This is a genomic window from Comamonas trifloxystrobinivorans, assembly GCF_043359985.1.
In the GTDB taxonomy this organism is placed as follows: Bacteria; Pseudomonadota; Gammaproteobacteria; order Burkholderiales; family Burkholderiaceae_C; genus Comamonas; species Comamonas trifloxystrobinivorans.
In genome coordinates this window covers 183281-201885 of sequence record NZ_JBHZGV010000005.1, presented here as the reverse complement: position 1 = coordinate 201885, position 18605 = coordinate 183281, and the positions used below count along the sequence as shown (strand labels likewise).

Sequence of the window (18605 nt, the reverse complement as noted above, 5' to 3'; positions counted from 1 at the left end):
AGACCATGACCTTAGAGAACACCCAGACAGCCGCCGAGCTGTCGCAAGTAGAAATAGACGGCTCGCAAGGCGAAGGCGGCGGCCAGATTTTGCGCACGGCGCTGGCGCTGTCCGTCATCACGCAAAAGCCTTTGGCGGTGCACAACATCCGCGCCAAGCGGCCCAAGCCCGGCCTGATGCGCCAGCACTTGGCCTGTGTGCATGCAGCGCAAGCCATCAGCAACGCGCAGATATCGGCAGTGGCTGTGGGCGCGACCGAGCTGGAGTTTGTGCCCGGCAAGCTGCAGGCGGGCGAATACCGCTTCCCCATCTCGGGCGCGGGTAGCTCCATGCTGGTGCTGCAAACCGTGTTGCCCGCATTGCTGCTGGCTCCGGGCGAAAGCAGGGTGCATCTGTCGGGCGGCACGCACAACCCGATGGCTCCGAGCGTTCACTTTGTCGAGCGTGCATTTGCGCCGCTGGTGGTACGCCTGGGCGCGCAGCTGGATCTGACGCTGCGCCGCTTTGGTTTTTACCCGGCGGGCGGCGGCGAAGTGCTGGCGCGCATTGCCCCTGCGCCTGCGCGCTTGCAGCCTTTTGATCTGCTGGCGCGTGGCGAGTTGCTGCAAGTGCATGCCGAGGCTGTGTGCGCAGCGGTGCCCAAGAACGTGGCCGTGCGCGAGCTGGACGAGCTGGCGCGTTTGACCGCCTGGGATCGCAGTGCCATGCACCAGGTACCCGTGCGGCAGGACGAAGGGCCGGGCAATATCTTGCTCGCCACCTTGCGCTACGAGCATGTCACCGAGCTGTTCAGCAGCCTGGGCGCGCATGGCCTGACTTCGGAGGCCGTAGCGCGCAGGCTGTGCCAGGAATTGCGCGATTACCAGAAAAAGCCCGACGCCGCCGTAGACGCGCACCTGGCCGACCAACTGGTGCTGCTGCTGGCTTTGGCCGTATGGCAAAGCGGCGAGCGAGCGGCTTTCAGCTGCAGCGAAGTGACGCAGCATCTGCGCACGAATATCGCAGTGATTCAGCAGTTTTTGCCACTGCGGATCAGCGTGGAGACGGCTTCGGCGCCGGTGGTGAGGATAGCGGCGTTGTAGATTTTTGCCGGGCGCGGCGGTGCTCGGGAGGCAGCTTGTTGCTACTGCGCGGTTGGCGATGCTTGCGAAGCCTGCTTCGTCATCAAGCCTGCACTCCAGCGGAAATTCATGACGAATAAAAAAGCGGCCTAGTACAGGCCGCTTTCCAGTTCTGCCAGGCCGTGCCTGGCTCTGGCTTTATTGCAGGCTTCGCTGCCGGCGGCAAACTCTCGGCATGGCGATGGGCGCCATTCGTAGATGCCGCAAGCCGCTTTTTCACCTACGGTGCCGGTGAGCGCGGCGCAGCGCGGGCGGGCGTAGTCGGTGCCGCGCATGCGGCAGGTGTGGTCGTTGATTGCTTCGGCCAGGCCAGCGGGTACTCTGCCACCTTGGGCCTCGGATTCGTAGACCGAGAAATCAACGCGAAAGCTCGCGCAGCAGGCGCCGCAAGACAGGCAGGGGTGAGACATGGCGAGTCGGGAAAAAACGGGAGCGCATTGTAATTTCTCCGCTCCCAGGCCCACCGCAGGCCTGGTTTTTTCCTGACTGGCGCCATCTGGTTCGTGGCTGGCTCAGCCTCGCTCAGGGCTTGGCGGCGGCTGCCGCATCCTTCACCCAGCCGTCAAACTGGGCCTGGTGCGCCTGGATCCAGCTGGCTACGTGGCGTTCGATGTCGGCCTGTTTGTTTTCGCCGTTGCGCATGAGCAGGTTTTGCGCGGTGATGTCTTCGATCGGTACGCGCATGTTCGCAAACAGATGGGCAGCGGCCGGGTTGGCTTCGGCCCATTTTTTGTTGGCCAGGATGTATTGCGTGTTCACCTTGAAGCCGTAGTTTTTGCCGTTGGGCAGGCGCGTGTCGTCGTCGCCGGTGGCGCCGGGGATGTTGGGCACTTGCAGCCAGACCACGTCTTTGCCGGGCTTGAGCACGCCGTTCACCCAGTACGGCGTCCACACGTAGTAGAGCACCGGCTTGCCGGCCTGGTAGCGGGCAATGGTGTCGGCCATCAGCGCGGCGTAGTTGCCTTGACGGTGGTTGATGCTCGCTTCCAGCCCCAGGCCTTTGAGGTGTTTGTTGATGGCCAGCTCGCAGCCCCAGCCGGGGTTGCAGCCGGTGAGGTCGGCCTTGCCGTCGCCATCGCTGTCAAACAGCGCGGCGATCTTCGGATCTTTGAGCTGCATGATGTCGGTGATCTGGTACTTGTCGGCCGTGGCCTTGTCGATCAGATAGCCTTGCGCTGCGTTGGTGGAGAAGGTGCCGGCGCGGTAGAAAGCTTTGGCGCCGCCGTTGCGGTCGTAAAAGCTTTGGTGCAGCGGCAACCAGTGGTTGGCCATGAAGGTGGCGTCGCCATTGGCTACCACCACGTGCTCGGTGCCGTTTTCCAGCGGCTTGGGCGCTTGCACCTGGTAGCCGAGCTTTTCGAGCGCTCGCACCACGATCAGGGTCTGGAACATTTCCTCGTCCACCGTGCCCAGCAGCGGCAGCGCTTGCACGCCTTTGCCGGGCAGCTCTTGTGCGGGCACGGCATGGCTGAAGCTGAAGGCGGCAATGGCTGCGCTGCAAAGCAGGGCGCGGCGCAGCGGTTGCAGGCTGAGGCGGAGTGGGTTTTGTTGCATGGTGTTGTCTCTTTTGGGGGAATGAAATAAAACGGCGCATCGGCTGTTGCCGAGCGCCGTGGAGGCGTCCAGTTTTATGGGGCTTTGGCCGCAGTGGCGGCGGCTTTGGCTTGCTCGATCCAGCCGTCGAACAGTGCCTGGTGCGCCTTGATCCAGCCGTCGGTGTGGCGTTCAATGTCGGCCGGCTTGTTCTGGCCGTCTTTCATGGCCAGGTTTTGCGCGTTGATGTCGGCCACCGGCAGCTTCATGGTGGCGAACAGCTTGGCGGCAGCCGGGTTGGCGTCGGTGAAGGCTTTGTTGGCCACGATTTTTTGCGTGTTCAGCGGAAAGCCGTAGTTCTTGCCATTGGGCAGCGCGGTTTGGGTGTCGGCCTGGTCGCCGGGCAGGGCGGTGAAGGGCACTTGCAGCCAGACCACGTCGCGGCCGGGGCGCAGCTCGGCGCTCACCCAGTACGGCGTCCAGGTGTAGTAGAGGATGGGCTTGCCGGCTTTGTAGCGGGTGATGGTGTCGGCCATCAGTGCGGCGTAGGTGCCGGTGACGTGGGTGACCGTGTCGCGCAGTTGGTAGGCCGAGAGCTGGTGCTCAATGGCGGCTTCGCAACCCCAGCCCGGCGTGCAGCCGGTGAGATCGGCCTTGCCGTCGCCATTGGTGTCGAAGAGCGCGGCAATCTTCGGGTCTTTGAGCTGCTCGATGTTGGTGATCTGGTGCGCATCGGCGGTTTTCTTGTCGATCAGATAGCCTTGCACGGCGCTGGTCGAGTATTCGCCTTCGCGGTAAAGCTTGCTGGCACCGCCGGCGTTTTTGTAGAAGTCGGCGTGCAGCGGGTCCCAGTGGTCGGCCATGAAGGTGGCATCGCCGTTGGCAATGGCGACGTGGGCGGTTGCGTATTCCACCTCGCGGATCGGCTGCACGTTGTAGCCCAGCTTTTGCAGTGCTTTGCTGACCAGCAAGGTCTGGAAGGTTTCTTCTGCGATCGAGCTTTGCAAGGGCTGAACCTGCACGCCTTTGCCGGGCAGATCTTGTGCATGCGCCTGGCTGGCCGTGGCAAGCGCTGCAACTGATGCGATGGCGAGTACGCCGGCAGCCAGCAGGTGTTGGGCCAGGCGCCGAGGTGCGGCGCTGGTGGTGGATGGGGACATGGGGAACTCCTTGTTGTTTGGCTGCCAGCGCAGTGGCTGGTTGCTGCGCTGGCAGCGGTTGTTTATGCAGGGCGGCAGAGCGCCCTGAAGCGTGACTGGCAGGCGCTTTAGTGCGCGCCAGCCACTTCCGCCACTTGGCCTGCGTTGCCGGTAGAGGCGGCCTTGGCCTGGTCGGCGGCTTTGTCCGCCGTTGGCTCGGTTGCTTTGGCGGAAACGGGTGCGGCAGGGCGTTGCAGAGCGCGGCTGAGCATGCCGACCGGGCCGGTTTGCCACCAGTGGCGCACACCGCGGCGTGGCTGGCCCATGGCTTGGGTGATGCGGTCGAGCAGAATGGCCAGCAGCACGATGCCCAGGCCGCCCACGGTGGCCAGGCCCATGTCGAGGCGGCCAATGCCGCGCAACACCATCTGGCCCAGGCCGCCCACGGCGATCATCGAGGCGATCACCACCATCGACAGCGACAGCATCAGCGCCTGGTTGATGCCGGCCATGATGGAGGGCATGGCCAGCGGCAGCTGCACTTTCCACAGCAGTTGCAGGGGCGAAGCACCGTAAGCGCGGCTGGCTTCGACCAGATCGGGGCGCACCTGGCGGATGCCGAGGTTCGTCAATCGAACCAGCGGCGGCAGCGCAAACACGATGGTCACCACCACACCGGGCACATTGCCAATGCCGAACAGCATCACCACGGGCACCAGGTAGACGAAGGCCGGCGTGGTTTGCATGGCGTCGAGCACCGGGCGGAAGATTTTCTGCGCCCGCTCGCTGCTGGCCAGCAAGATGCCCAGCGGCAGGCCGATGACAATGCAGAAGACCAGCGAGGTCAGCACCAGCGACAGCGTGACCATGGCTTCGTGCCAGATGCCGAGCATGCCGATGACCAGCAGCGACACCACGGCCCCAATGGCCAGGACGCCGCCAGCAAATTGCCAGGCGATGAGGGCGAGCAGCACCACCATGGCCAGCATGGGCACGGCGGTGAGCAGGTGTTCCACGCCGGTGAGCGTGCCGTCAATCGGCGCGCGCACGGTCTGGAAGAAGGGGCGGAAATGGGTGACCACCCAGCTCAGGCCGCTGTTGATCCAGTCTTGCACGGGCAGCGTGCCATCCCACAGTTGCTGCAGCTGAAAACCGCTGTCGTGCGCTTGTTGGGCTTGTGCCATGGCATGCGTGGCGGCGGCCGGGTCCAGCGCTTGGGCGGCGTTGGCGACGGCATCGGGGCCGCCCAGCCAATCGGTGTTGCCGGAGACATTGCCCACAGCGACCCACGGGTCGTCACTGACCGGTACGGGGGCTGCACTCGCTTGTGCAGCGCTGGTGTCAATGGCGGTGGAGCTGCTGGTCCATGGTGCAGCGGCGTCGACGTTGCTGCTGGCGGCGGTGTCTGCCCACGGGTCAGCCTCGGCGCTGTTCTGGGCGATGACGGTGCTGGTCGGGTTGCTGGTGGTACTCATGCGGCGGTCCTGTTCTCGTTGTTGTTCGGTTGGTTCTGGGCGGCGGCTTGTGTGGTCATGGCGGCGATCACGGCCGGGTCGGTAGGGGGCACCGGTGGTGTGTCGCGGTCAAGAAAGCGCAGCAAGGTGTTTTTGCTGATGACGCCGGCAAACTGGCCATTGGGCTTGACCACCGGCAGCGGGCAGGGCGCTTGCGCGAGCTGGCCAAAGAGGTCGGCCACGGGCGCGTCCGCGGCAATCGGCTCTACCTGGTCGATAAAAGCGTGCTGCAAGCCCAGCGGGCCCACATGGCCGTGCAGCGCGTTGCGCAGCGATTCGGCCGATACGGTGCCCAGGTACTGCTGGCGTGGCGAGACGATATAGGCGAAGTCGCGGTCTTCGTCGTGCAGTAGTTGCAGCGCGGCGCGTGAGCCACGCACATCGTTTTCCTTGACGAAGGTGATGGCGCGGCGCGCAATGTCACCGGCCTTGAACACGGCCGCTGCGTCCACACCCTGGATGAAGGTGCGCACGTAGTCGTTGGCCGGGTTGCGCAAAATATCGTCGGGCGTGCCTACTTGCTGCACCTGGCCGTCTTTCATGATGGCGATGCGGTCGCCAATGCGCATGGCTTCGTCGAGGTCGTGCGAGATGAAGACGATGGTGCGGCGTTTGACCTCTTGCAGGCGCAGCAGCTCGGACTGCATCTCGGTGCGGATGATCGGGTCGAGCGCGGAGAAGGCCTCGTCCATCAAGAGAATCGACGGGTCGGCCGCCAGCGCCCGGGCCAGGCCCACGCGCTGCTGCATGCCGCCGGAAAGCTCGTCCGGGTAGCTGGCACCCCAGCCGGCCAGGCCCACTTGTTCCAGCGCGGTTGCGGCAGCGGCCAGGCGCTCGGCGCGGCCTACGCCGGCCAGCTCCAGGCCAAAGGCGGTGTTGTCGAGCACGGTCAGGTGCGGCATCAGCGCGAACGATTGGAAGACCATGCTGATGTCCTTGCGGCGCAAGGCCCGCAGAGCGCGGTCGCTGAGCAGGCTGATGTCTTGCCCGTCCACCACGATGGCGCCGCTGGTGGGCTCGATCAGGCGGTTGAGCATGCGCACGAGCGTGGATTTGCCCGAGCCCGATAGGCCCATGACGACAAAGATCTCGCCGGCTTCGATCGTGAAATTGGCGTCGAACACGCCGATCGACTGGCCGGTCTGCTCGAGCACCTGTTTTTTGCTGGCGCCCTGGGCGATCAGCTCCAGCGCGGCTTTGGGGGAATCGCCGAACACCTTGTAGACATGTTCGATACGGATTTGTTTGGCCATAGTGGCACCTCCCTGGTTGTAATGGCTACAACGCCGGACGCGCAGCAAGGCGCGCAGTCCAGCACGGGACCGTGATTTCCTGAACCCTGATGCCGACAGCTCCGCCCGGCCGCCGAATGCGGCAGCCGTGGCAAGCCCTCGTGTGAGGGGCGGGACACAAATGTGACCAACTATTTCTGGCTTGTACCGGGCGTGCATGCCATGCGTTCGGCGCTCGGCAGGAGCGGCGCAAGGGTCGAGCCCAGGGTACAAGGTCTCTCGTGCGTGCGCCAAGAGGTCCGGTCTCGGAGGACTTGGCGCTACGCGAGCGCGGTGGGCACTGTCAAAAGGCCACCACGCCGGGGCATCAGGGCCGGGACAATCCGGCCGATTTGACGGACTCTGGCATGGCGCCAAAGACCCGACGGAGACGAACCGCACTGCAAGCGGGCAGCACGGTGATTACCTGCGTGGCAGGTTGTAAAACACCGCAACAGTATAAAGATAGCGTCCGAAAAAATCAAAGATATTCGGGTTCTATCCGGGCAAATGTCGCTCAAAATAGCTTGTATTGATCGGTGCAGGGCTTGCCACTTGCTCCGTTTTTGATAGTGTTTTCTGACCTTATATGGTCGTATCGGGTGAGGTGAGTTGTTACTGACCTGGGTGCGCAGTTGGTGTTAATTTTGTTACAAATTTTTATGCATCGAGCTGTCTGAAACTGCTGCTTCGCCCTGTGTGTTGGCTGAAGCGAGCGCTTGGCAGCGAATGAATGGGGTTTGCTGCGTTTTGCCAACCGTAGCTGCAAAAGGCGGATTGCGAGCCTCGCTCCAGGCGCAAAAAAGCCCCGCGAGCGGGGCTGTGGCGCAGGGCTGAGGGGCTCAGTGGTGCGCTTTGTGAGAGCTGCCTTCGGGGTGCAGGATGCGGTCGGTCCAGGCAATGGCCAGGGCCGAGAGCAGAAAGACGATGTGGATGATGGTCTGCCACATCAGCACTTTTTCGCTGTAATTGGCTGCGTTGATAAAGGTTTTCAGCAGGTGGATGGAGCTGATGCCGATGATCGACAGACCCAGCTTCACCTTGAGCACCGAAGCGTTGACATGGCCCAGCCATTCGGGCTGGTCGGGGTGGCCGTTGAGGTGCATGCGGCTGACAAAGGTTTCGTAGCCGCCGACGATCACCATGATCAGCAGGTTGGAGATCATCACCACGTCGATCAGGCCCAGCACCACCAGCATGATGATGGTCTCGTTGAGCGAGTGGATCTGCACGTCGGGCGAATAGCCCACGGCGGTGACGAGGATGCGCAGTGCCTCCTGGTTGCCGAAAGCGGCTTCCACCAGGTGCAGCAGCTCGACCAGAAAGTGCCAGACATAGACCAGCTGGGCGACGATCAGGCCCAGGTACAAGGGCAGTTGCAGCCAGCGGCTGGCAAAGATGAGGGCGGGCAAGGGACGCAGAGGCGCGTTCGATGGGTGGTTGGACATGCGAGTGGGCTGAAGTTGCAGAAAACTTCCTTCGCTGGCCTGAACAGTGGAGTCGGTTTTGGAGCAGCGGGCTGGCAAAAGCCTGTCTCCGGCCTGGAGTGCCAAGCCTGGCCCGCTGGAACATGCCGCAAAAGAGCGGCGCATTGTAGCGGGGTTCATCGGCTTGTAAGCGCGAGTAACTGGAAATTTTTTCTACCTGTTTCGCCCCGTGCTTTGGTTGCAGCAGATGGCAGTCAGGCTTTGCGCGCCTGCAGCAAAAACAGCGGGTAGCTGCGGCCGCTGGGGCGCTGGATTTGGGTGATTTCGCTGAAGCGGATGGCGCCAAAGCCGGCCTGCTCGGCCAGTGCTTGCAGGGCGGCGGGCGCAAAGCCGTGGTGGTGTACGCCTTTGGCGGCATTCTCTTCGGCACTGCCGTGGAAGCTGCCGTCTTCGGCATACAGATCGACCAGGGCCAGTTGGCCGCCTGGGCTCAGCAATCGGGCAAAGGCCTGCAGCAGCGCCGCGGTGTCAGGCACATGGTGCAGCGCCATGCAACTGACGATGGCGTTGTACTGGCCGGCGTGCGCGGGTGCGTAGTCCATCACATCGGCCAACACGGTTTGGATGTTGGCGTGGCCTTTGCCTTGCAGTACCTGCAGCATGGGCTCGGACAGATCGAGCGCCGTTACCTGGGCTACATGCGGCGCAATGGCGGTGGCTAGCAAGCCGGTGCCGGCGCCAAAGTCGAGCACCTGGTCGTCCGCTGCAAAGGCAACGCGCTCCAGCAGGCGCGGCGGTACCACCACCAGTTGCTGGCTGGTGGGGCGCTGGTCCCAGCGCTGGGCTTCGGTGTCGAAATGGCTCATAGGGTTAATCCGTGTTTTGGACGCTGGCGGCTGCAGCCCGCGTCTGGGGTGTTATAAATTTTGCTGATTCTGTGGCCCGGCGGGCAGCGCCATTGTCAGACGGTTGTAAGTGCGGCAGTCCACAGTAGCACCAAATTTCATACCTACAATGCTTGCAAAAGGAGACTGAGCGATGACAGCCAACAACCAAGGCACGATCGAATCCGTATTGGTGGAGAACCGCGTGTTCCCGCCTCCCGCCAGCCTGTCGCGCACCGCGCGCATCGGCAGCATGGAAGCTTACCAGGCGCTGTGCCAGGAGGCGGAGCAGGATTTCGAAGGCTATTGGGCCCAACGCGCCAAGCAACATGTGCAGTGGACCAAGCCCTTCACCCAGGTGCTGGACCAGAGCAACCCACCCTTCTTCAAGTGGTTCCACGACGGCGAGCTGAATGTCAGCGCCAACTGCCTGGACAAGCACATGGGCACGCCGGTCGAGCAAAAGACCGCCATCATTTTTGAAGCCGACGATGGCACCGTCACCAAGGTCACCTACAAAGAGCTGCTGGCGCGCGTCAGCGCGTTTGCCAATGCGCTCAAGGCGCAAGGTGTGCAAAAGGGCGACCGCGTGCTGATCTATATGCCGATGACGATCGAAGGCATTGTCGCCATGCAGGCCTGCGCCCGCATCGGTGCCACGCACTCGGTGGTGTTTGGCGGCTTCTCGGCCAAGGCGGTGAACGAGCGGGTTATTGATGCCGGTGCTGTGCTGATCATCACCGCCAATTACCAGATGCGTGGTGGCAAGGAGCTGCCGCTCAAGTCCATCGTGGACGAAGCGCTGGACATGGGCGGCTGCGATTCGGTCAAGAAAGTGCTGGTGTTCGAGCGCACCGCCTCGGCCTGGAACAAGGTGGCCGGCCGCGATGTGACCTTTGCCGAAGCCCTGGCTGGCCAAAGCAACGATTGCGCGCCAGTGGCGGTGAACGCCGAGCATCCGCTGTTCATCTTGTACACCAGCGGCTCCACCGGCAAGCCCAAGGGCGTGCAGCACAGCTCGGGCGGCTACATTCTGTGGGCCAAGATGACGATGGAGTGGACCTTTGACGTCCAGCCCAGCGATGTCTTCTGGTGCACGGCCGACATCGGCTGGATCACCGGCCACACTTATATCGCCTACGGCCCGCTGGCCGCTGGCGCGACCCAGGTGGTGTTTGAAGGCGTGCCCACCTTCCCGGATGCGGGCCGCTTCTGGCAGATGATCGAGCGCCATGGCGTGAGCATTTTCTACACCGCGCCTACCGCTATCCGCTCGCTGATCAAGGCGGCCGATTCGGACGAGAAGGTGCACCCCAAGAACTGGAACCTGAGCAGCCTGCGCATTCTGGGCTCGGTCGGCGAGCCGATCAACCCCGAAGCCTGGATGTGGTACTACAAAAACATCGGCGGCGAGCGCTGCCCGATTGTCGACACCTTCTGGCAGACCGAGAACGGCGGCCACGTCATCACCCCGCTGCCAGGCGCCACGCCGCTGGTGCCGGGCAGTTGCACGCTGCCGCTGCCAGGCATCATGGCCAAGATCGTCGACGAAACCGGCAAGGAACTGCCCAACGGCACCGGCGGCATTCTGGTGATCTCCAAGCCCTGGCCGTCGATGATCCGCACCATCTGGAACGACCCGGAGCGTTTCAAGAAATCGTATTTCCCTGAAGAGATGGGTGGCAGCATCTACCTGGCCGGCGACGGCGCGGTGCGCAGCGAAGACCGCGGCTACTTCCGCATCACCGGCCGCATTGATGACGTGCTGAACGTCTCGGGCCACCGCATGGGCACGATGGAAATCGAATCCGCCCTGGTCGCCAAGACCGACCTGGTGGCCGAAGCCGCCGTGGTGGGCCGCCCCGACGACATGACGGGCGAAGCCATCTGCGCCTTCGTGGTGCTCAAGCGCAGCCGCCCCACCGGCGACGAAGCCAAGCAAATCGCCAAGCAGCTGCGCGACTGGGTAGCCAAGGAAATCGGCCCCATCGCCAAGCCCAAGGACATCCGCTTCGGCGACAACCTACCCAAAACCCGCAGCGGCAAGATCATGCGCCGCCTGCTGCGCTCCATCGCCAAGGGCGAAGCCATCACCCAAGACACGAGTACGTTGGAAAACCCAGCGATCTTGGATCAGTTGTCGGAGAACAACTGATCCAAGTGCACCGCTGCGCGCTTGCAGCTTTGCAGGGAGGGGATTGCTCATTTGGCACAGTGCCATGTGATGCGCTCACCTCCATCCAGTCCCTCCGATCCCGATCCCTTGCCCCAAAACAAAAGCCCGCTTCGCCGGGCTTTTTTGTCTGCTCCATCAGCGGCCAGCGCCCACCCGGCAGCGCTGAGAGGCATAAAAACCATAGCAAGCATTCTTTGCAAACACCTGTGTCGGCTGACAACGGCGGCCTGTTGTGCGTGGTAAGGTGCGCGCATTGCACAACAACAAGGCTGTTCTGCCATGCGAACCATACTTTTACTCATCATTGCCGTGCTGATCGGCGGCCTGGCGGCGCTGAACTGGGAAGTTCTGTCGGCGCCCTCCGAAGTGAACCTGGGCCTGAGCACCATCCACGCGCCATTGGGCATTCTGATGCTCGGGCTGACGGTGCTGCTGTGCGTGCTTTTTATTGCCTACGTGCTGTCTTTGCAAGGCTCGGTGATGCTGGAGGCGCGCCGCCACAACAAAGAGATGACGGCGCAGCGCGAGCTGGCCGACAAGGCCGAAGCCTCGCGCTTTACCGAGCTGCGCCAGGTGCTGGAGCGCCAACACGCCGAAGGCCAGGCGGCACTGATGGCGCGCATGGGCGAGCTGGAATCGCACCTGATCGCCCGCGTGCAAGAATCCGACAACAGCAATGCAGCCTATATTGGTCAGCTGGAAGACCGCATCAAGCACGGCGAGCCCGGAACGCGCAGCGGCTTCTGAAGCACCGCTTCTGTCATCCAGAAACACCAAGAGCTACCGCATGCGGTAGCTCTTGTTATTTGGGCTGCTGGCAGATTGCGCTTTGCTATTTATAAGCAGGCCGCTGTAACTCGCGGCCGCAGGCGCGCACTGCTTACTTCAGCGACAGCACCCAGTTGGCCAGCGCCTTGGCGTCGGCCTCGTTGACCTGGGTGTTGGCGGGCATGGGCACGGGGCCCCAGACGCCGGAGCTGCCTTTTTGGATCTTTTGCGCCAGCATGTCGGCGGCGCCGGCCTGGCCGCCAAATTTCTTGGCCACATCCTTGAACGAAGGTCCCACCACCTTTTTGTCGACAGCATGGCAGGCCATGCAATTCTTGGCTTGGGCCAGGGCCTGATCTGCCCACGCCGGTGCGCTGGCACCGAGGGCCAGAGCCGTGGCAAGCAGGATACTTTTCATCGTGCGATCTCCATCGTTTAAGGTACATTTGATTCTAATGTGCCCTGGGGGGAACATACCCGCGACGAGGGATTTCGCGTGTAGGAGGAAATTGCAATGCTGTTTTTGATACTGGGCGTGGTGCTGCTCGCACTGAAGTACCTGGAAATTGGCCCGGTGGCCCTGTGGGCCTGGTGGATGGTGCTGGCGCCTTTCGGGCTGGCCGTGCTGTGGTGGGCCTGGGCCGACTGGTCGGGCTATACCAAGCGCAAAGCCATGCAAAAAGAAGATGCCAAAAAGGCGGCCCGCATCGCCAAAGCCAAGGACGCCATGGGCCAAGGCCTGCACCGCCGCCGCTGAGTGCTGATAAAACCCTGGTAAAACCGCCGCTTGGGCGGTTTTTTCATTGCGGCTTTCCCGAAGCGGGCAGGGGCACAGGAACCTGAGTGTCTCGCAGGCTGTACGCAGTGCGCCATAATTGCCCACAACCTGGCGCGCACTCAAGAGGTACCCGCCGACTTGCCCCGCTGGCGGGTGGTTCACCGCCGCCACTGGCACCGTGCAAGACTGGCTTTGTTTCTTATTGTTTATCTGATCCATCACCACGATGCCCGCATACCGTTCCAAAACCTCTACCGCCGGCCGCAATATGGCTGGTGCCCGTTCGCTGTGGCGCGCCACCGGCATGAAGGATGGCGACTTCTCCAAGCCCATCATTGCCGTTGTCAACTCGTTCACCCAGTTTGTGCCCGGCCACGTGCACCTCAAGGACCTGGGCCAGCTGGTGGCTCGCGAGATTGAGGCGGCGGGCGGCGTTGCCAAAGAGTTCAACACCATCGCCGTGGACGACGGCATCGCCATGGGCCATGACGGCATGCTGTACTCGCTGCCCAGCCGCGAGGTGATTGCAGACTCGGTGGAATACATGGTCAACGCACATTGCGCAGATGCCATGGTTTGCATCTCCAACTGCGACAAGATCACCCCCGGCATGCTGATGGCTGCCATGCGCCTGAACATTCCCGTGGTCTTCGTCTCCGGTGGCCCGATGGAAGCGGGCAAGGTGCGCCTGGCCGTGCCTGCTGCTGATGGCAGCAAAACCATCCAGATCAAGAAGCTCGACCTGATCGACGCCATGGTGATGGCCGCCGACAGCAAGGTGAGCGACGCCGATGTGGCCGAAGTGGAGCGCTCCGCTTGCCCCACCTGCGGTTCGTGCTCGGGCATGTTCACCGCCAACTCCATGAACTGCCTGGCCGAAGCGCTGGGCTTGGCGCTGCCAGGCAACGGCACCGTGGTGGCAACGCACTCGGACCGCGAGCAACTCTTCAAGCGCGCCGGCCGTCTGGCCGTGGAACTGTGCCAGCGCTACTACGAGCAGGAAGACGAAACCGTGCTGCCACGCGCAGTCGGCTTCAAGGCTTTCGAGAACGCGATGACGCTGGATATCGCCATGGGCGGTTCTACCAACACCATCCTGCACTTGCTGGCGATTGCGCAAGAAGCCGGTATCGACTTCACCATGGCCGATATCGACCGCCTCTCGCGCACCGTGCCGCAGCTGTGCAAGGTGGCGCCCAACACCAACAAGTACCACATCGAAGACGTGCACCGCGCAGGCGGCATCATGGCCATCCTGGGCGAGCTCGATCGCGCTGGCAGGCTGCACACCGATGTGCCCACCGTCCATGCCAAGACCATGAAGGACGCGCTCGAGCAGTGGGACATCACCCGCACCAGTGACGAAGCCGTCAAGACCTTCTACATGGCTGGCCCTGCTGGCATCCCCACGCAAGTGGCTTTCAGCCAAAGCACCCGTTGGCCCAGCCTCGACACGGATCGCGCCGAAGGCTGCATCCGCTCGTATGACCACGCTTTCTCCAAAGAAGGCGGCCTGGCCGTGCTCAAGGGCAACATCGCGCTGGACGGCTGCGTGGTGAAGACCGCCGGCGTGGACGATTCCATTCTGGTGTTTGAAGGCCCTGCACACGTCGTCGAGTCGCAAGACGAAGCCGTGGAAAACATCCTGGCTGACAAGGTCAAAGCAGGCGACGTGGTCGTCGTGCGCTACGAAGGCCCCAAGGGTGGCCCCGGCATGCAGGAAATGCTCTACCCCACCAGCTACATCAAGTCCAAGGGCTTGGGCAAGGCCTGCGCTTTGCTGACCGACGGCCGCTTCTCGGGCGGTACCTCGGGCTTGTCGATCGGCCACTGCTCGCCCGAAGCTGCTGCTGGCGGCAATATCGGCCTGGTGCAAAACGGCGACCGCATCCGCATCGACATCCCCAACCGCACCATCAACGTGCTGGTGAGCGACGAAGAGCTGGCCAAGCGCCGCGAAGCGCAAAACGCCGCCGGCTGGAAGCCCAGCAAGCCACGCCCCCGCAAGGTATCCACTGCGCTCAAGGCTTACGCCAAGCTGGTGACCTCGGCCGACAAGGGCGCCGTGCGCGACGTGACGCTGTTGGACGACTGATTGACGACCGCACTGCCGTGCCTGCAGTGCGGTAGGGGGCGAGTAATCGTTCTGAACCGCGTTGCAGACCAGCTGCCATGATCACCGTCTGGAAACTGCCGCAATCCTCAGGGATTCGGCAGTTTTTGTTTTTTGCGCAGTTGCGGCTTTGTCCACTCACTCGCGCAGGCAGGGGAAGGAATTGCTGTACATCTGCCAATAGACAAAGGCCTTGATGTAGACGCTTGCCCAGACAACGAGCAGCGCAGTCAGTAGCACGCCGATCCGCCAGCGCAGGCGATGGTCCTTGATGACCGATTCGACATGGCTTTTCTCGACTCTGCCTGTGAGAACGCCTATCACGCGTTGTTGGGTGATGAATTCCAGTAACAGCAACAGCACCGCGGCAAAGACGAATGTCCAGGCCCGGTGGCTCCAGGCGCATATGGAAAACGCGGAACTCGTTTTGTAGAAAAACATTGCCACACTGGCGGCAAGAATGAGCGCCACCCATTTGAGGGTATAGGTGTTGAAGAGTGCGCGAATAAAGCGCTGGGTCACATAAGTGATATTGAGGCCTGCCAGCCAAGTAATTTGGCCTTGTGCGGCCTCTGCAGCTTCCTTGACCTTTTCAGGGGAGGCGTCCGGGTAGGTAGAAAATGTCTTGGCATAGGCATTCTTTTGAAATTTGTCGAAGCCTGTCAGCAGTTTGTTGGCGCGATGGGGGCTGAATGGATAACCCGAGTCCACCTGTTTCTCAAAGTCCTTGGTGTTGGTGTCATGGATTTGGGAAAAAATATCCCCGTGGTCCAGAATCTCGCCTTGCTCACCAAAACTGAAGAGGGTGTGGGAGGCGCGAGCATATTTCAGCGTCGCTTTCTGAATGCTCAGATCGAACTGGTAGGTGCTGGTGACTTCGGATTCTCCCGCCTCATGGCTGCATCCCGACATGGTTCCATACTGGGCAACGGAGCGGATGGGTATTTTCTGGCCGATGAGTTTTTCCAGCTTCTTGTCCTGCACGTTGCCGAACATCTCTTCGCTGAGGTTGACGGTGGCGGTGATGCGCCCTGTGACATGCTCGCAGCCGGTGGCCCCGCATTGCTTGCATTGGCTTGTTCCGGTGGTGCCGCAGTTGCGGCAGTCCACCCTGCCGTTACCGCCGCAGCCGCCACAGGTAACTTGGCCATCGGATTGGCAATTTTGGCAGCGCACGCGTCCAGTCACATTGCAGGTCTGGCAGCGGTAGTCAACCGGCCTGGCGCGTGATTCAAAGCTGTTGGTCTGCGGGTTCCAGACCGATTCCTGAACATGTTCATAGCGAATCGGCTTGCCGTGGCAACTTGGGCAGGTGAGGCTGGTGGTGCCATTGCAGGCACCGCAGGTGTAGCGCCCGTGGCCGCCGCAATCACCGCAGCGCAGACTGCCATGCCCCGCACATTTCTGGCATTGCAGATGGCAGGCGCCTTCACAGGCCTGGCAGACCCGCTCGTAACCGATGGCTCGGCCCTGGTTAGAGAGAAAAGCTTCCGGTTTGAGCAGCCGGCGATAAGTTCCGTCGCTGCTGTGGGCCCAGTCGCTCAGGCGTTTGGGGCGGTCATGTTGGAGCGCGAAAAGGGAGATGCCCAATTGGAGTGAAAAAGCCGCTGGGTCGGCGACGGGTGAGATGTTGGCGGGGAGTTTTCCCGGCTGCGTGTCCTTCTCGATCTCGAATACCACGGACTGCTTGACGACGACGGTGACGGGTTCGGTCAGTGCGATCTGCGCTACGGTTTCTTGAATATCGTGCTCGTCTGAACCACTGATTTCTGCCAAGTCAGCCCTGATCTTTTCAAGAATCGCCATTGGTCGCTCCGTGCTTGTGTTTTATTTGGAATCCATGCGGTCGCTTTGAAATATGCAACGCGGCCACCTGAAAGCAAGATGACAGCGATTGGCAGATATTGCCGGGTGTCGAGGCTGAAGCTTGAAAGTGTTCGTGGTTCACTGCCATTGCAAGCTATGAAGCGCCTGCTGTAGCGCTGGGATAGCCTCTCAGCGGTAAATCAAAAGACACAGATCTATTTAGCGCCTTTATACAAGCGTTTCCTGAGTCTGAAGCACTGGCTCAAAAACTTCACTTGATAGGCTTGTCTCTGAGGCGACCATGTGGAGCAACTGGTGCGCTGCGATCCAGCCATAAAGTCGCCCTGCATGCTCTTTTGGGGTGGTGTGGGTAATTATTTGCTTTTTGTTCCAAAGCAAGCTGCTTTCAAGCAGGCTTGCTGAGAATTTGTGCTTCTTCAAGCCCGGTCACTGAGCAGGAGTTTTTGCATGACGCCCACCGAAGCACGACACACTTTGGAGCTGCTGGCCCAGGGCCTGCACCCGCAAACGCTGCAAGCCCTGCCGGCCAGCGAGGCACTGGAGGCACCGCAGGTGATTCGGGCGCTGTTCATGGGCGCGCGGGCGCTGGCTTTGGTGAGCGATGGCCGCAAGCTCGATGAACCCGCTGTGGTAGCGGACGCACCTGCAGTGCCGCGCCAGCGCCCGGCCAAGGCAGGCAAGGGCTGGGCCACTGATGAGGATGAGCAACTGGCGCAGGCCTTTGATGCGGGCACGGCGATCAAGGAGCTGGCTATCACGCACGAGCGCAGCCGAGGCGCCATTCGCGCCCGTTTGATGAAGCTGGGCAAGATCAGCGATTAGAACGTGTTCACGATCTCTACGCAGTCGCGGCGCGAGGAGATCGTAAACACGTTCTTGGGCCGCGCCCGCCCAGCCGTGGCGTTTACCAGCGCAGGCAAATCTTGCCAAAGTGCTGGGCGCTCACCTGGTGGGCAAAAGCCTCGGCTATTTGCTCCAGCGGGTAGCTGCTGTCGATCACCGGGCGCAGCGGCAACTGGTTCAGCGCACGCACCATGTCTTGCTGGTGTTCGCGGCTGCCAACGATCAGGCCCTTGAGGGTTTGCTGCTTGCGCATCAGCTCCACGGTGGGCACAGCGCCGGCAAATCCGGTCAACACACCAATCAGTGCAATATGGCTGCCAGGCGCGCAGGCGCGGATGGACTGCGGCAAGGTGCCGGGGCCGCCTACTTCCACCACAATGTCGGCGCCACGGCCGCCGGTGGCGGCGAGCACGGCGTCGCCCCATTCAGGTTGGTCGCGGTAGTTGATGACCTGGTCGGCTCCCAGTGCCAGCAGGCGCTCAGCCTTGGCGGCGCTGGAGGTGGTGGCGATCACGCGTGCGCCCATGGCCTTGGCCAGTTGCAGCGCCCAGATGGAGACACCGCCCGTGCCCAGCACCAGCACCGTGTCGCCGGCCTGGATCTGGCCGTCCACCACCAAGGCGCGCCAGGCGGTCAGGCCGGCGGTGGTGATGGTGGCGGCTTCTTCGTGCGTATAGCCGGCAGGTGCGTGGGTGAAGGCGTTGGCCGCTGTGGTGATCAGCTCTCGGGCCATGCCGTCAACACCGTCGCCGGGCACGGTGGCAAAGGTGTAAGGCACGTTGCGGCCCGCTTGCCACAAAGGGAAGAAGCAAGACACCACGGCATCGCCCACCGCAAACTCGCTCACGCCAGCGCCTACGGCGGTCACCACGCCTGCGCCATCGGCCATGGGAATGCGGCCGTCAGCGGTGGGTGCACGGCCCAGTACCACAGCCAAGTCGTGGTAGTTGAGCGAGCTGGCATGCAGGCGCACTTGGATTTCGCCCGCCTGCGGAGCGGCAGGCGCGGGCAGGTCGGCGAGGCGGAGTTGGTCCAGGCCGCCGGGTGCGGCGAGTTGAATGGCTTTCATGGCAATCCTTGTGGAATGGAGAGTGGCAATCTGCGGCTGCAATGCGCAACCGACCGCTGCATGATGCCAAGCCAGCGGCTTTTCGGCCAGAACCAACATATTTGTGGGCCAGTATTAAAAAGGGTAGTCATGCACAGGGCTT

General features: G+C 62.2%; 16 protein-coding genes. 6 read left to right on the top strand and 10 right to left on the bottom strand.

Features of this window, described 5'->3' with window-relative positions:
• The first annotated feature begins 5 nt into the window (after positions 1-5).
• Positions 6-1082: an RNA 3'-terminal phosphate cyclase gene (gene rtcA, locus ACFIQF_RS07325; protein ID WP_393941535.1), complete on the top strand. Its 1077-nt coding sequence runs from the start codon at positions 6-8 to the stop codon at positions 1080-1082.
• 128 nt (positions 1083-1210) lie between these two features.
• On the opposite strand, the gene ACFIQF_RS07320 is transcribed toward rtcA, so the two are convergent.
• The 7 genes from ACFIQF_RS07320 to ACFIQF_RS07290 all read right to left on the bottom strand — a co-directional run bounded on the left by ACFIQF_RS07320 (position 1211) and on the right by ACFIQF_RS07290 (position 8871).
• Positions 1211-1531, bottom strand: a complete 321-nt coding sequence (locus tag ACFIQF_RS07320) for a YkgJ family cysteine cluster protein (protein ID WP_393941533.1) — start codon at positions 1529-1531, stop codon at positions 1211-1213.
• Between the two features lie 112 nt (positions 1532-1643).
• The gene (gene proX / locus ACFIQF_RS07315) at positions 1644-2675 is read right to left on the bottom strand and encodes a glycine betaine/L-proline ABC transporter substrate-binding protein ProX (protein WP_393941531.1); all 1032 of its coding nucleotides are present in this window, start codon (positions 2673-2675) and stop codon (positions 1644-1646) included.
• Positions 2676-2749: 74 nt separating this feature from the next.
• Entirely contained in the window at positions 2750-3814 is a 1065-nt protein-coding gene (gene proX, locus ACFIQF_RS07310) for a glycine betaine/L-proline ABC transporter substrate-binding protein ProX (RefSeq protein WP_393941529.1), read from the bottom strand.
• A 107-nt stretch (positions 3815-3921) separates the two neighbouring features.
• The gene (gene proW, locus ACFIQF_RS07305) at positions 3922-5268 is read right to left on the bottom strand and encodes a glycine betaine/L-proline ABC transporter permease ProW (RefSeq protein WP_393941527.1); all 1347 of its coding nucleotides are present in this window, start codon (positions 5266-5268) and stop codon (positions 3922-3924) included.
• On the bottom strand, positions 5265-6560 hold the full coding sequence (gene proV, locus ACFIQF_RS07300; protein ID WP_393941526.1) for a glycine betaine/L-proline ABC transporter ATP-binding protein ProV: 1296 nt from the start codon (positions 6558-6560) through the stop codon (positions 5265-5267). The genes proW and proV overlap by 4 nt, the downstream gene beginning before the upstream one ends.
• A gap of 860 nt (positions 6561-7420) precedes the next feature.
• A complete protein-coding gene (locus ACFIQF_RS07295; protein ID WP_393941524.1) occupies positions 7421-8026 on the bottom strand; it encodes a TIGR00645 family protein in 606 nt (201 codons plus the stop codon).
• A gap of 233 nt (positions 8027-8259) precedes the next feature.
• Complete coding sequence (locus ACFIQF_RS07290; RefSeq protein ID WP_393941523.1) at positions 8260-8871, bottom strand: class I SAM-dependent methyltransferase; 612 nt, start codon at positions 8869-8871, stop codon at positions 8260-8262.
• A 172-nt stretch (positions 8872-9043) separates the two neighbouring features.
• On the opposite strand from ACFIQF_RS07290, the gene acs reads away from it, so the two are divergent.
• Both acs and ACFIQF_RS07280 read left to right on the top strand, forming a co-directional pair.
• Positions 9044-11044 (top strand): acetate--CoA ligase, encoded by a 2001-nt coding sequence (acs, locus tag ACFIQF_RS07285; protein WP_393941522.1) that lies wholly within the window; start codon positions 9044-9046, stop codon positions 11042-11044.
• Between the two features lie 300 nt (positions 11045-11344).
• Positions 11345-11812, top strand: a complete 468-nt coding sequence (locus tag ACFIQF_RS07280) for a LapA family protein (RefSeq protein WP_393941521.1) — start codon at positions 11345-11347, stop codon at positions 11810-11812.
• Between the two features lie 133 nt (positions 11813-11945).
• On the opposite strand, the gene ACFIQF_RS07275 is transcribed toward ACFIQF_RS07280, so the two are convergent.
• Positions 11946-12251 (bottom strand): c-type cytochrome, encoded by a 306-nt coding sequence (locus ACFIQF_RS07275; protein ID WP_393941520.1) that lies wholly within the window; start codon positions 12249-12251, stop codon positions 11946-11948.
• Between the two features lie 96 nt (positions 12252-12347).
• On the opposite strand from ACFIQF_RS07275, the gene ACFIQF_RS07270 reads away from it, so the two are divergent.
• Together ACFIQF_RS07270 and ilvD are read left to right on the top strand one after the other, a co-directional pair.
• Positions 12348-12590, top strand: coding sequence for a TIGR04438 family Trp-rich protein (locus ACFIQF_RS07270; RefSeq protein ID WP_393941518.1), 243 nt, complete (start codon positions 12348-12350; stop codon positions 12588-12590).
• 247 nt (positions 12591-12837) lie between these two features.
• A complete protein-coding gene (gene ilvD, locus ACFIQF_RS07265; protein WP_393941516.1) occupies positions 12838-14706 on the top strand; it encodes a dihydroxy-acid dehydratase in 1869 nt (622 codons plus the stop codon).
• 156 nt (positions 14707-14862) lie between these two features.
• Here ilvD and ACFIQF_RS07260 read toward each other — a convergent pair whose 3' ends face one another.
• The gene (locus tag ACFIQF_RS07260; protein ID WP_393941515.1) at positions 14863-16530 is read right to left on the bottom strand and encodes a DnaJ-like cysteine-rich domain-containing protein; all 1668 of its coding nucleotides are present in this window, start codon (positions 16528-16530) and stop codon (positions 14863-14865) included.
• Positions 16531-16998: 468 nt separating this feature from the next.
• Between ACFIQF_RS07260 and ACFIQF_RS07255 the strand changes: the two genes are divergently transcribed.
• The gene (locus ACFIQF_RS07255) at positions 16999-17373 is read left to right on the top strand and encodes a hypothetical protein (protein WP_393941514.1); all 375 of its coding nucleotides are present in this window, start codon (positions 16999-17001) and stop codon (positions 17371-17373) included.
• Between the two features lie 82 nt (positions 17374-17455).
• On the opposite strand, the gene ACFIQF_RS07250 is transcribed toward ACFIQF_RS07255, so the two are convergent.
• Positions 17456-18463, bottom strand: coding sequence for a zinc-dependent alcohol dehydrogenase family protein (locus tag ACFIQF_RS07250; RefSeq protein WP_393941513.1), 1008 nt, complete (start codon positions 18461-18463; stop codon positions 17456-17458).
• Between the last annotated feature and the right edge of the window lie 142 nt (positions 18464-18605).

Coding starts and splice junctions, on each gene's coding strand:
- rtcA (WP_393941535.1), top strand. CDS start 6: ATGACCTTAGAGAACACCCAGACAGCCGCCGAGCTGTCGCAAGTAGAA.
- ACFIQF_RS07320 (WP_393941533.1), bottom strand. CDS start 1,531: ATGTCTCACCCCTGCCTGTCTTGCGGCGCCTGCTGCGCGAGCTTTCGC.
- proX (WP_393941531.1), bottom strand. CDS start 2,675: ATGCAACAAAACCCACTCCGCCTCAGCCTGCAACCGCTGCGCCGCGCC.
- proX (WP_393941529.1), bottom strand. CDS start 3,814: ATGTCCCCATCCACCACCAGCGCCGCACCTCGGCGCCTGGCCCAACAC.
- proW (WP_393941527.1), bottom strand. CDS start 5,268: ATGAGTACCACCAGCAACCCGACCAGCACCGTCATCGCCCAGAACAGC.
- proV (WP_393941526.1), bottom strand. CDS start 6,560: ATGGCCAAACAAATCCGTATCGAACATGTCTACAAGGTGTTCGGCGAT.
- ACFIQF_RS07295 (WP_393941524.1), bottom strand. CDS start 8,026: ATGTCCAACCACCCATCGAACGCGCCTCTGCGTCCCTTGCCCGCCCTC.
- ACFIQF_RS07290 (WP_393941523.1), bottom strand. CDS start 8,871: ATGAGCCATTTCGACACCGAAGCCCAGCGCTGGGACCAGCGCCCCACC.
- acs (WP_393941522.1), top strand. CDS start 9,044: ATGACAGCCAACAACCAAGGCACGATCGAATCCGTATTGGTGGAGAAC.
- ACFIQF_RS07280 (WP_393941521.1), top strand. CDS start 11,345: ATGCGAACCATACTTTTACTCATCATTGCCGTGCTGATCGGCGGCCTG.
- ACFIQF_RS07275 (WP_393941520.1), bottom strand. CDS start 12,251: ATGAAAAGTATCCTGCTTGCCACGGCTCTGGCCCTCGGTGCCAGCGCA.
- ACFIQF_RS07270 (WP_393941518.1), top strand. CDS start 12,348: ATGCTGTTTTTGATACTGGGCGTGGTGCTGCTCGCACTGAAGTACCTG.
- ilvD (WP_393941516.1), top strand. CDS start 12,838: ATGCCCGCATACCGTTCCAAAACCTCTACCGCCGGCCGCAATATGGCT.
- ACFIQF_RS07260 (WP_393941515.1), bottom strand. CDS start 16,530: ATGGCGATTCTTGAAAAGATCAGGGCTGACTTGGCAGAAATCAGTGGT.
- ACFIQF_RS07255 (WP_393941514.1), top strand. CDS start 16,999: ATGACGCCCACCGAAGCACGACACACTTTGGAGCTGCTGGCCCAGGGC.
- ACFIQF_RS07250 (WP_393941513.1), bottom strand. CDS start 18,463: ATGAAAGCCATTCAACTCGCCGCACCCGGCGGCCTGGACCAACTCCGC.